The sequence below is a fragment of the Streptomyces silvae genome, from assembly GCF_016745505.1.
GTDB lineage: Bacteria > Actinomycetota > Actinomycetes > Streptomycetales > Streptomycetaceae > Streptomyces > Streptomyces silvae.
Genome location: NZ_JAERUC010000139.1, coordinates 1 through 11,630 on the forward strand (window position 1 = coordinate 1; position 11,630 = coordinate 11,630).

The following is an 11,630-nucleotide window of genomic DNA, read 5'->3' on the forward strand; positions in this document are numbered from 1 at the left end:
GATGCCCCATCAACAGCCTTTGAAGACACGCCCTAGGACCACCGGCGCACGGTAGGCCGGCAGATCCGGTGGCAGGCCCTACAGCCCGGCCAGTGCCGTCCAGGCCTCCGCCAGGAGCCTGTGGCCGAGCGGGGTCGGATGGACTCCGTCGCCCGCGATGTGCTCGGCACCGCCGGCGGCCCGCGCCGCCTGGTTGAGCAGGCCGTCCGCCGCCAGCAGCGTGGCACCGAACTCCTCTGACAGCCGGCGGACCACCTGGATCCTGGGGTCGAGATCCTCGCGCCAGGCCCACTGCTCGTCCCACACCGGCACGAGGAAGGGCTCGATGAGGATCAGCTGGGCGTCCAGTTCCTCCCGTACCTGCGTGAGGATGGCGCGGTAGTCGTCCTCGTACGCACCGGCGGAGGTGACCACTCCGGAGTCGTAGCGGCGCCAGGTGTCGTTCACGCCGATCAGGACGGACACCACGTCCGGCTTGAGGTCCATGGCGTCCGTACGCCAGCGGGCGCGCAGATCCGAGACGCCGTCGCCGCTGACGCCCCGGTTGACGAAGGTGAGGTCGTTGTCCGGCCGGGCGGACCGCACGCGGTCGGCGGCCATCCGGACGTAGCCGTGGCCCAGCGGGGCGTCCTCTTCCATCAGCCGCCCCACGTCGGTGATGCTGTCGCCCTGGAACAGGACGGTGGCCGAGCGGTGCAGGTCGATGGTCACGCGGTGCTCCGGGGGTGAGGATCCAGGGGACGACGGAGATGATCCTGCCCACGGAAGCCCCGCTTGATCCGGACCAGGCCCGCGGGGACCCGGCATGGTCCGGAACGGGCTCAGCGGGCGGCGGCCGTCGCGCGCACCGCGCTGAAGTCGAGCGCGCTCTCCACCTCGAGCAGGGTCTCCTCGGCCACCCGCCGCACCTCGGCCGGGACGTCGCCCTGCTCCTCCACCAGACCGGCGTAGATCGGTGCGTCGGATGCCTCTGCGAAACTCACGTGAACTGCCTATCGATCGGTTATGCCCGCCAATCAGCGGAAACGGGAGCCGAGTGTACGCGTTCCCCTCCGGCCACCTGGGGCGGACCCCCGGGAACGGACCCCGGCCACCGGAATTCCGGTGGCCGGGGTGGCGGGACCGCCGCCGCGCTACGGGCGGGCGACCGGTCCGTTATTCGATGACGAGCTCGACGTCGATGTTGCCGCGGGTCGCCTTGGAGTACGGGCAGTACTCGTGCGTCGCCTCGACCAGGCGCCGGCCCGTCTCCCCCTCGAGCTCCTCGGGCAGCTCGACGCGCATGACGACCGCGAGACCGAAGCCCGAGTCGTCCTTGCCGATCGAGACCTCGGCCGTCACGGAGACGTCCTTGGTGTCGACCTTCATCTCGCGGGCGACCGAGCTCATCGCGCTGGCGAAGCACGCGGCGTATCCGGCGGCGAAGAGCTGCTCCGGATTGGTGCCCTTCCCGTTGCCTCCGAGGGCCGGCGGGAGGGCGAGCGCGAGGTCGATCTGCCCGTCGGAGCTCACCGCCCGCCCTTCTCGGCCGTTGGCGGTGGCGGCAGCGGTGTACAGCGCGTCCATGGGGTGACCTTCTCTCGTACGGAGGTGACCGCGATCCGGCCACCCCTTGAGAGTTGCACACAATTAAGTTGCGCACAACCCAATGACGGGCGGCGGGTTACGCTGGACCCATGACGCCACCACCGACCCCTGCCCCCGGCCTGGCCGGCCTGCCGGACACGGAGCTGCTCAAGCTGGACCACCAGGTCTGCTTCTCGCTCCAGGCGGCCTCCCGCGCGTTCGGCGGTGTCTACCGGGAGGCACTCAAGGACCTCGGCCTCACCTACCCGCAGTACCTGGCGATGATGGTCCTCTGGGAGCACGGCCCGCTCCCGGTCAAGACCATCGGCGAGCGGCTGCACCTGGACTCCGGCACGCTGTCGCCGCTGCTGAAGCGGCTGGAGACGGCCGGCCTCGTCAGGCGTGAGCGCAGCCCGGAGGACGAGCGGTCGGTCACGGTCCACCTCACCGACGCCGGAGCGGGGCTGCGTGAGCGGGCGCTGCCCGTCCCCCGCGCGATCCTCGAGGCCACCGGCATGTCGGTCGAGGAGGTCCTGGACCTGCAGAGGACCCTGGCACGCCTCACCGAATCCCTCGGCCGGGCGGCCTGATCCGGCCGGCGGCCGCCCCCGGGAGCGCGGGAGCGGGCCCGCGTACAGCGCTCGCCGGAGTTCCCACGCCGAAATATGATGCAGGAACCATCCCCACGCGGAGCGGCCCATGAACCGGCGTCGAACTCCCCGGTCGGCGAGCGCCGAGGACCTGCTCAGCACACTGCAGCATCTCACCGCACGTGCCCGGGAAGAGGTGGAGCTGCACCAGGCCCGCGTCGAACTGGCCCAGGCCCTGCAGCGCAAGATGCTGCCCGCCACGCTCCCCGTGTTCCCCGGACTGCAGACGGCCGCCCGTTACGCGCCCGCGCGCGACGGGCTGGACATCGGCGGGGACTGGTACGACGGCTTCGTCCTGCCGGACGGTTCGCTCGGCCTCGCGATCGGCGACGTACAGGGGCATGACGTGGAGGCGGCGTCCTTCATGGGGCAGATCCGGATCGCCATGCGCGCCATCGCCAGCTCGGCCGCCGATCCCGGTGAGGTCATGGGCCGGACGAACGACCTGATCCTGTCGATGGATTTCCCACTCTTCGCGACGTGCTCGTTCCTCCGGATCGATCCGCGGACCCGGGAGCTGTGGAGTGCCCGCGCGGGTCATGTCGCGTCGGTGTGGGCGACGGCCGACGGGCGCTCGGGCATCACCGCCGACGCGGGCGGGCTGCCGCTCGGGATCGAGATGCGCCAGCACTATCCCGTGACCCGTCGCGAGCTCGACGTACCGGGTGCTTTCGTCCTGCTCACCGACGGGGTAATCGAGGGGCCCTCGCTCACGATCGACGCCGGGCTGGACCGGATCAGGCGTCTGGTCGGCACCCATGTGGGCGCCGACGCGGAGGAGCTGGCGGACCGGGTGCTCGAGGCGGCCGTGTTCACGGGGCACGAGGACGACGCGGCCGTCCTCGTCCTGTGCCACGGCGACGGTCCGCCGGGCCCTGGGTGAGCCCGTTCCCCGGCCGCGCGTGTCACGACGGCCTGTCGTGGCGGGCGGTGTCTTATGAGTTGCGTGATCCGCAGCGAGGGAACCAGACGCCGAGTCGTGATCGTTCTGCAGATGCTCGGCATCGCCGCCGCCTATTACGCCTCCGGACGGCTCGGTCTCCTCCGGAAGGTCACGGTGGAGGGCTCGGTCGTCACCCCTCTCTGGCCGCCCTCCGGGATCGCCCTGGCGTCCCTGCTGTATCTGGGAACCCGGATCTGGCCCGGCATCGCACTCGGTGCGCTGCTCACCGTCATCGCCCTGAGCGACGGCCTCACCTTCTGGGGCCTCGCCATCACCGCGGGCAGCACGCTGGCCCCGCTGTGCTCCTTCCTGGCCCTGCGCGCGGTGGGCTTCCGTACGGAGCTGGACCGCCTGCGCGACGGGGTCGCCCTGGTCTTCCTCGGAGCTCTCGGCGGCATGATCATCAGCTCCACGACGGGCACCGTGGTCCAGTTGCTGAACGGCTCGCTGTCGGGGTCCCGGTTCTGGGCGGTCTGGTCGGCCTGGTGGGCCGGGGACGCGATGGGCGTGCTCATGGTCACCCCCCTGCTTCTCGTCCTGCGCAAGGCACGCATGCCGAGGGCGGACGACCGGTGGACGGAGGCCCTGGCGCTCGCGGTGGTCGCGGTGACGGCGACGACGTTCGCGACCAGGAGCCCGCTGTCCATGATCTATCTGCTGTTCCCGGTGCTCGTCTGGGCGGCGCTCCGCTTCCAGCTGGCCGGCAGCGCCCCCTGCGCGCTCCTGATGTCCGTCATGGCGATCGTCGCCGGAACCGAGGGCGTGGGGCCGTTCGACGGCCACTCGGTGCTCGAGGTCATGCTCAACCTGTGCGTCCTCAACGGCTGCGTGGCCCTCACCGCGCTCCTGCTCGCCGCGATCGTGACCGAGCACAACAACATCCGCCATGAGACGGAGGTGGCGTGCGAGGAGCTGGCCGCTCTCGTGGAGAAGCTCGCACCGGGGCCGCCGGGGAGACTCCCCCGGCCCGACGAACCGACGGGCGAATCGGGGTGAGGGCCCTGCGCGCGGACTCCGGCGCGGGCCCCCGGAGCCTCAGCCGGTACGGGGAAAGTGCTCCGCCAGGAAGTCGTTGCGGAAGGTGCCGCCGGGATCGAGCCTCTCGGTGAGCCGCTCGAAGTCCGCGTAGTGGCCGTACAGCTCCCTGAGCCTGCCGGGCGGGGTGGTGAAGACCTTGCCCCAGTGCGGCCTGGCCCCGAAGGGCGCGAGTGCCTCCTCGATGGCCCCGAGTGCGGGCGTGACGGCTGCGGTGTCCGGCACCCAGGTGAAGTGGAACGCCACGGAGTCCCGTCCCTGGGCCGGGCTCAGCCACAGGTCGTCGGCCGCGACCGTACGGATCTCCCCGATCTGGAGCAGCGGCGAGAACTGCTGCCGGATGCGGTCGAGGGCCTCGTAGGCCGCCACGGCGTCGTGCCGGGCCACGAAGTACTCCGACTGGAGTTCCTCGCCGTTGCTCGGGGTGAATTCCAGGCGGAAGTGCGGGAGCCTGGCGTGCCAGGGGCCGGGGACGCCCTCCTGCCGTGTGCAGTGCTCCGCGGCCACGCCGGGCACCGGATGCCTCGGCCCGTCCGCGAGCGTGGCGCCGAGCCACGTGTGCGGTGCGGTGCGGGGGCCGTCGTCCGCGACACGGTGCTTGAGCCACACCTGGTCGATCGGACCGCCGTGCCATCCGGTGAAGAGGCTCACGCTGTAGGCCTCGGACATCACCTCGTCGAAGCGTCCGAGCAGCTGGTCCTGCGGGAGCCCCTCGTACACCCACTGCTGGACCTCGAACGCGGGCACGAGGTCCAGGGTCAGCCGGGTCACCACTCCGAGGGCGCCCAGGGAGACCACCGAGCCGTCGAAGCCGTCGTCGCCCCGCGCCGAGGCGACCGTGCTGCCATCGGCGGCGACGTACTCCAGCGCCCTGACGGCTCCGGGCAGGGAGCGGTTCCCGACGCCCGAACCGTGGGTGCCGGTCGCGCACGCTCCCGCCACGGAGATGTGCGGCAGCGAACCGAGGTTGTGCAGTGCGAGCCCGCTGCGGTGCAGGATGCCCGTGAGCTCCCCGAAGCGCAGACCCGCGCTCACCGTCGCGGTGCGGGCCTCCTGGTCGATCTCCACGGAGCGGGGCAGGCCCGCCACGGATATCAGGTCGCCGTGCGTGTCGGCGACGGTGTTGAAGGAGTGACCGGTGCCCAGCGCCCTGGCCGCCGTGCTCGCGGACACGATGTCCTGGAGCTCCGCGAGGGAGGCGGGCGTGTGCAGCCGCTGCGCGCCGAAGGTGATGTTGCGGGCCCAGTTCGTCCGGCGGTCGGACGGGGCGTGCGCCGAATGGTCGATCATGACTCCGGAGCTTACGCTCCGCCCGGCCCCGTGCTCAGGGCTTGCGTCCCACACCGCTGACGGCATGGCTCGGCGGTCCGTCCTGCCCGCTCCGGCCGGGGTCGGGGCGCCAGTCCGACGTCCTGACGACACCCGGCTCGACCAGGTCCAGCCCGTCGAAGAACGCGGCGATCCGGGCCGGGCTGCGCAGGTGGTACGAGCTCGCGGAGTGCGCGTTGTACGCCTCGATCGCCCGGTTCATCGTGTCGCTGGTGTCCGTGCCGTCCGCGAGGACGAGGTAACTCCCGGATGCGAGCTCACCGAGCAGACGGGACACCAGGGCCCACGGGTCCTCCTCGTCCGGCAGCTGCCCCATGATGCCGAGCAGGGTCAGACCGACGGGGCGGCCGAGGTCGAGGGTCCGGGCGGCCTCCTCGATGACGCGGCCGGTGTCGCGCACATCCGCGTCGACGTACGCGCAGGCGCCCTCCGGGGTGCTGGTCAGCAGCGCGCGGGCGTGCGTCAGCACGAGGGGGTCGTTGTCGACGTACACGATCCGGGACTCGGGGGCCGTCCACTGGGCGACCTCGTGGGTGTTGTTGGCCGTGGGCAGCCCGGTGCCGATGTCGAGGAACTGCCGGATGCCCGCCTCCGCGGCCAGGAAGCGCACGGAGCGGGCCAGGAAGGCCCGCTGGTCACGTGCGATGCCCGCGATGTCCGGGAAGGCCTGGAGGATCATCTCCCCCACCTCGGCGTCCGCGGGGTAGTTGTCCTTGCCTCCGAGCAGGTAGTTCCAGACCCGGGCCGAGTGCGGCACGTCCGCCCTCAGACGGTCGGCCGGTGGCTCTCGGTGATCGTTCATGTCGAAGCCTCACACACCGCGGTGATGACGGAGCGGGACGCCCGCCGGGACGTGGCTCCGGGACTCAGTACGGCAGGGGTCGTCCGGACGGTGTCCGCAGGTCGAGCGGGGGCGGCCCCGTGGGGGGCTGGGGACGGCGAACGATCCGGATGCGGCCCACGGCCACCACCTCCTCCTGGTCAACCGGTATCTGCCCATCCAGCCGCCCTTCACACGTCGGACGCCCCTCGGGACCGCCCGGCGGCGCTCGCGGATGCGGTCCCGGCCATCTGCGGTGACCCTGGATGGGCGGGGGAAGCCGAGACGAGGAGGATCCGCCATGTCCGCGCTGGACAAGATCAAGAAAATGCTGAAGGGCCACGAGGACCAGGCCGGAAAGGGCGTCGACAAGGCCGGAGACATGATCGACGACCGGACCCAGGGCAAGTACAGCAAGCATGTCGACACCGGTCAGGACAAGCTGAAGCAGCAGTTCGGCGCGGACCGCAACCAGGACGACCCGCCCCGCTCCTGACGACCGGAACACGACGGGTCGCCGTCCGGCCCTCATCCCGGTGCCTGGCCCGGTGACGGCTCACACCGTCACCGGGCCAGGCGTGCTCCGCGTCCGGATCCCGGAGCGGATCTCGAGCACCTGACCGGATTCCTGTTATCGTCCCCGCCGCACAGCGTCTCCCGAGTGTGGGAAGTGACGGAACAGGATCCCGGAAGAGTGAGCAGAGCATGGGCGAGGCACGCGAGACGGCGTTGATCAAGGCCGCGCAGAAGGGCGACCCCGAGGCGCAGGACCGGCTCGTCGCGTCCTATCTGCCGCTGGTCTACAACATCGTCGGCCGGGCGCTGAACGGGCACGCGGACGTCGACGACGTGGTGCAGGACAGCGTGCTGCGCATGCTCCGTGGCCTGCCCTCGCTCCGTACTCCGAAGAGCTTCCGGTCCTGGTTCGTGGCGATCACCATGAACGAGATACGGGGGCACTGGCGTGAGCGCAGGACCGGGGAGATATCCGCGGACCGGGTGGAGGACGGCTACGACGTCGTCGACCCCGCGGCCGACTTCGTCGAGCTGACGATCGTCCGGCTCGGCCTGACGGGCCAGCGCCGGGAGGCCGCCGAGGCCACGCGGTGGCTCGACGACGAGGACCGCGAGCTGGTCTCGCTGTGGTGGCTGGAGACCGCGGGCGAGCTGTCCCGGGCGGAGGTCGCGAGCGCGCTCGACCTGTCCCCCCAGCACACCGCGGTACGTGTCCAACGGATGAAGGAGCGGCTGGAGGCCGCCCGGGTGGTGGTACGCGCCCTGGCGGCGGAGCCGCGCTGTGTCCTGCTCGAAGACCTGACGGCCCGGTGGGACGGGGTGCCGTCCGCGCTGTGGCGCAAGCGTCTGGCGCGGCACGCGCGCGAGTGCACGGTGTGCGCGGGCCACCGCTCGGGCCTGGTCCCGGCGGAGGGCCTGCTGGTGGGACTGGCCCTGGTCCCCGTGGCGGCGTCCGCCGGTGGTCCGGCCGCGGAACTCCTGCCGACGGCGTTCCTGCCGGCGGCGGCCGCCGTGGCCGGACCCGGTCGTGCCGAGCGCCGGCGGAACGGCATCAGACGCCGCCGTCGCACCACGGTGGCCGCCGGTCTCGCGGCGGTCGCGGTCCTGGGCGGCGGCGGAGCCGCGGTGCACCTGTACACGGACGACACGGGCGAGGACCCCGCGACGGCCGTGGCCCCGCTGACCGGCCCGTCGGCACCGGTGACGGCACCGTCGTCACCGTCGGCGTCGCCTTCCTCCCCCACCCCCTCGGCCTCCTCGGCGTCCCCCTCGCCGTCCGCGACCTCGCCGTCGCCGTCCAAGAGCAGGAGCGCCACAGCCGCTCCGGAGAAGACGACGCAACGGCCGCGCACGCCGTCCTCCGCCCCGGCCCCGGCTCCGAAGATCTCCTCGGCTCCGTCGGTGGCGGACGAGGTGATCGCTCTGGTCAACGACGAGCGGGCCAAGGCGGGCTGCGCGGCGGTCAGCGGCAACAGCCGGCTGGCGAAAGCCGCTTCAGGTCATTCCGCGGACATGGTGGCGAGGGACTACTTCTCCCACACGTCGCCGGACGGCACCGACCCGGGCGCGCGCATCACCGCCGCCGGGTACCGGTGGAGCACGTACGGCGAGAACATCGCCAAGGGCCAGCAGACCGCCGCGTCGGTGATGGACGCCTGGATGAACAGCGAAGGCCACCGGGCGAACATCCTCAACTGCTCCTTCAAGGAGATCGGGATCGGCAGGGAGGACTCCTCCGGGGGTCCCGTGTGGACGCAGAACTTCGGCGCCGCCCTGTGACACCCGCGGTCCGGGACAGCGTCATGCCGCCGAAACGGACAGGTAGCACACCCTCCATGTAAAGGATCTACGCTGGGCACGAGCCAAGGCCGAAGGCGTCCGCCGGCGAAATCGTCTTCCCTCCGCGGACAGGAGCACGGTGCCCACGCCTTCCCTTCTCGCCACCCGGCTTCCCCCGTGGCTCGCCCACGCCCTGCGTGCCCAGCGCGGACCGGTCCCGTGGAACGCGGTGCTGCGCGGGGCGCTGGCCGCCGTGCCGTTGCTCGTCGCGGTACTGGCGGAGCGGCCGTCCGCCGGCGTCCCGGCCGCCCTCGGTGCGATGCTGGCCGGCATCAACGACCGGCCCGGCAGCCGTCGCTCCTCGGTCGCCCGTCTGGGTCTTCCCGCTGTGGCCGGCTCGGCCGGTCTGCTGCTCGGCACCGCGCTCGCGGCCGCCGTGGGCGGTGGCCGCTCGCTCGTCGTCCTGCCGCTCGTGTTCGGGCTGCTGGGCCTGGTCGCGGGGGCAGTGAGTTCGACGGGGCCCGTCGCATCCGCGTGCGGCACGCAGGTGCTGGTCGCCGTCGTGATCGGGGCCGGGATGCCGCTGCCGGAGCCCGGTCCGGTGCGCGCGCTGCTCTTCCTGGCCGGTGCGGGGTGGCTGCTGCTGCTCCGGCTGGTCCTTCCGTCGCCGGGCGGGCTCGGCCGCGGGCCCTACCGGCTGGACGGCGAGCGGGAGGCGGTCGCCGCGGTGTACGAGGCGGTGGCGGGCCTGCTGCGGGCCGTGGGCGGCCCGGGGGCCCGCGCGGGGCGCGCGGCGCTGAGTGCCGCGCTCGACCAGGCGCAGGACGCCCTGGCCGGGCCACGGCTGCGGCGCTACGCGAGCTCCGCAGCCGAGCGCCGGCTGCACGCCCGGTACGCGGCGGCGTTCCCCCTCGCCGAGGCAGCGACCGCGCTGGCGTGGGCCGGCGACACGCTGCCCGGCAGGATCGTCGAGGGCCCGCTCCGGCTGGCTGCCGCGGTGCGGGCCGACGGGCCCTGCGGACCGCTGGCCGCCCCGGCCAGGACGGATGCCGGGCTGCGGGCTCTGGACGACGCCCTGCTGCGGGCAGCCGCGGCCTTCGACCGCCCCGCCGACACGCCACCGGGCAGGCGCGACGCGCGCTCGTACGTGTCGGTCCTGCGCGGGGTGTGGAGTGCGGCGGGGCGTGAGTACGGCCTCCGGGTCGCGCTGTGCTGCGCGACGAGCACGGTCGTGGCGCAGTGGCTGCACCACGACCACTGGTACTGGCTGCCCGCCACCACCGTGTTCCTCGTCAAGCCCGATCTCGGGCCGCTGGCCTCGCGGGTGATGTGCCGGGCCGTGGGCACGGCCGTGGGCGCCGCCGTATTCGGTGCCCTGGCCCTGCTGGCATCGGGGCACCTCCCGCTCGTCGGCGCGGTGGCGCTCTGCGGCGCGCTCCTTCCGGTGGCCACCCGTCACTTCGCGGTGCAGACGGCGGTGGTGACCGTTCTCGTGCTGTCCCTCGTCGTGCTCGGCGGTGAACCGCCCGCCTCCTGGGGGCGGCTCGTGGAGTCGCTCCTGGCCTGCGCGACCGTGCTGCTCGTCGGGCACCTCCCGCTGCCGGGCCGGCGGGGTCACGCCGTACGGGCCGCCCTCGACACGGCGGTGGGGGCGGCGCACCGCTACGTGGGGCATGTCCTGGACGCCCGGGAGGACCACACCGGGAGGGCCGCACTGCGCCGGGATGCCTACCGGTCGCTGGCGGCGGCCCGTACGGCGATCGATGTCTCGGCGGCCGAACTCCCGCCGGTGGCCAGGCATTCGGCCGGGTCGGAGAGTGTCGCGGGTGCGGTGGAACGGCTCATCGACACCACGACGGCCTGCGCGGTGCAGCTGGACCACCGGGCCGCCGAACTGCCGTCCCCGCACGCCGAACTGCTCGCCACGCATCTGTCCGAACTGGACCGCGCGTGGGCGGTCCCGGCCCGGTGAGCGGGGTTTCCTAGGATGCTGGGCATGATCGCTGAACTGCAGTGTGTGGTGCTGGACTGTCCGGACCCGGCGCGGCTGGCCCTGTTCTACGCGGCGGTGCTCGGCGGGGAGGTCGACCGCCCCGACCGGCGGTGGGCCCTCGGCGAGGACTGGGCGACGGTGCACACGCCGTCGGGACTCGTGTTCTGCTTCCAGCGGGTCCGGGAGTACCTGGCTCCGGCGTGGCCGGACCCCGCCCGTCCGCAGCAGTCCCACCTGGACCTCGCTGTCCCGGATCTGGACCGCGCCCAGGAGGAGGTCCTCGCGCTCGGGGCGACGCTGCTGGACGGCGGCGACGCCGCGCGCGGCTGGCGGGTGTTCGCGGATCCGGCCGGGCATCCGTTCTGTCTGCTGCGCCACTGACCCGAGGTGCCCGGGTACGGGCCGGGCACCCCGGGCGGGGTCAGCGGCCGATCAGGGTCAGGGCGGTGCAGGTGCCGCCCACCGTGCCCACGGTCAGGACGGTCCAGGCCACGCAGCGGGCCCTGAGCCGGTCGTAACGCTCGGTGTACTCGCCCCGCAGTTCCACCGCGCGGCCGGCGATCCTCGTGAGCGTCTCCCGGCAGACCTCCATCCTGTCCGCCTCGTAGACGCGTTCGACGTCCTCACGCTGGGCGGTGGTGAGCCAGGGCAGCGCGTCGGTGAAGCGGCGTGCCTGCCTGCGCGCCTCCTCCACCTCGGCGTTCCAGAGCAGGTAGCCCTCCACCTGGGCGAGGCCCCGGGCACTCTCCTTGTCCGGCTTCACGTCCTCCTCCTCTCCTCGGCCCGTCGCTCCTGGGCTCTATACCTGCTTGTCCCCGGGGGCCACGGTGGCGGATTCGTGAGGACGGGTCGCCTCCTCCTCCAGGGCACGGATCGCGGGGTAGTGCAGGTCGAAGGCCGGGGATTCGGAGCGGATCCGGGGCAGCGTCAGGAAGTTGTGCCGCGGGGGCGGGCAGGAGGTCGCCCATTCGAGCGAACGGCCGTAGCCCCAGGGGTCGT

Annotated in this window: 13 protein-coding genes and 1 pseudogene; 7 read left to right on the forward strand and 7 right to left on the reverse strand. The window is 72.7% G+C overall.

The window, feature by feature from the left end; translation table 11 throughout:
- Positions 1-78 precede the first annotated feature (78 nt).
- From JKV81_RS21010 to JKV81_RS21020, 3 genes are all read right to left on the reverse strand, one after another.
- On the reverse strand, positions 79-711 hold the full coding sequence (locus tag JKV81_RS21010) for an SGNH/GDSL hydrolase family protein (protein ID WP_202077192.1): 633 nt from the start codon (positions 709-711) through the stop codon (positions 79-81).
- A 110-nt stretch (positions 712-821) separates the two neighbouring features.
- Complete coding sequence (locus tag JKV81_RS21015) at positions 822-983, reverse strand: hypothetical protein (protein WP_164493800.1); 162 nt, start codon at positions 981-983, stop codon at positions 822-824.
- Between the two features lie 172 nt (positions 984-1,155).
- Entirely contained in the window at positions 1,156-1,566 is a 411-nt protein-coding gene (locus JKV81_RS21020; protein WP_129260155.1) for an organic hydroperoxide resistance protein, read from the reverse strand.
- Positions 1,567-1,676: 110 nt separating this feature from the next.
- On the opposite strand from JKV81_RS21020, the gene JKV81_RS21025 reads away from it, so the two are divergent.
- The 3 genes from JKV81_RS21025 (at position 1,677) to JKV81_RS21035 (ending at position 4,155) form a co-directional block, all read left to right on the forward strand.
- Complete coding sequence (locus tag JKV81_RS21025) at positions 1,677-2,156, forward strand: MarR family winged helix-turn-helix transcriptional regulator (protein ID WP_202077193.1); 480 nt, start codon at positions 1,677-1,679, stop codon at positions 2,154-2,156.
- A 109-nt stretch (positions 2,157-2,265) separates the two neighbouring features.
- Positions 2,266-3,099: a PP2C family protein-serine/threonine phosphatase gene (locus JKV81_RS21030; protein ID WP_129260153.1), complete on the forward strand. Its 834-nt coding sequence runs from the start codon at positions 2,266-2,268 to the stop codon at positions 3,097-3,099.
- Positions 3,100-3,162: 63 nt separating this feature from the next.
- On the forward strand, positions 3,163-4,155 hold the full coding sequence (locus JKV81_RS21035; RefSeq protein ID WP_202077195.1) for an MASE1 domain-containing protein: 993 nt from the start codon (positions 3,163-3,165) through the stop codon (positions 4,153-4,155).
- A gap of 39 nt (positions 4,156-4,194) precedes the next feature.
- Here the strand turns inward: JKV81_RS21035 and JKV81_RS21040 are convergent, their stop codons facing one another.
- Together JKV81_RS21040 and JKV81_RS21045 are read right to left on the reverse strand one after the other, a co-directional pair.
- The gene (locus tag JKV81_RS21040) at positions 4,195-5,484 is read right to left on the reverse strand and encodes a D-arabinono-1,4-lactone oxidase (RefSeq protein WP_202077197.1); all 1,290 of its coding nucleotides are present in this window, start codon (positions 5,482-5,484) and stop codon (positions 4,195-4,197) included.
- A gap of 34 nt (positions 5,485-5,518) precedes the next feature.
- Positions 5,519-6,325, reverse strand: coding sequence for an SAM-dependent methyltransferase (locus tag JKV81_RS21045; protein ID WP_129260150.1), 807 nt, complete (start codon positions 6,323-6,325; stop codon positions 5,519-5,521).
- A gap of 319 nt (positions 6,326-6,644) precedes the next feature.
- On the opposite strand from JKV81_RS21045, the gene JKV81_RS21050 reads away from it, so the two are divergent.
- From JKV81_RS21050 to JKV81_RS21065, 4 genes are all read left to right on the forward strand, one after another.
- Positions 6,645-6,839 (forward strand): antitoxin, encoded by a 195-nt coding sequence (locus JKV81_RS21050; RefSeq protein WP_129260149.1) that lies wholly within the window; start codon positions 6,645-6,647, stop codon positions 6,837-6,839.
- 209 nt (positions 6,840-7,048) lie between these two features.
- Positions 7,049-8,638 carry a sigma-70 family RNA polymerase sigma factor gene (locus JKV81_RS21055; RefSeq protein WP_202077199.1) on the forward strand — a complete coding sequence of 530 codons (1,590 nt, stop codon included), beginning with the start codon at positions 7,049-7,051 and terminating at the stop codon, positions 8,636-8,638.
- A 139-nt stretch (positions 8,639-8,777) separates the two neighbouring features.
- Entirely contained in the window at positions 8,778-10,610 is a 1,833-nt protein-coding gene (locus JKV81_RS21060) for an FUSC family protein (RefSeq protein ID WP_202077201.1), read from the forward strand.
- 24 nt (positions 10,611-10,634) lie between these two features.
- The gene (locus JKV81_RS21065; protein ID WP_202077203.1) at positions 10,635-11,012 is read left to right on the forward strand and encodes a VOC family protein; all 378 of its coding nucleotides are present in this window, start codon (positions 10,635-10,637) and stop codon (positions 11,010-11,012) included.
- Between the two features lie 40 nt (positions 11,013-11,052).
- On the opposite strand, the gene JKV81_RS21070 is transcribed toward JKV81_RS21065, so the two are convergent.
- On the reverse strand, positions 11,053-11,394 hold the full coding sequence (locus tag JKV81_RS21070) for a hypothetical protein (RefSeq protein ID WP_202077205.1): 342 nt from the start codon (positions 11,392-11,394) through the stop codon (positions 11,053-11,055).
- A 36-nt stretch (positions 11,395-11,430) separates the two neighbouring features.
- Positions 11,431-11,630 (reverse strand): annotated as a pseudogene (locus tag JKV81_RS21075) (aa3-type cytochrome oxidase subunit I); the annotation flags it as partial.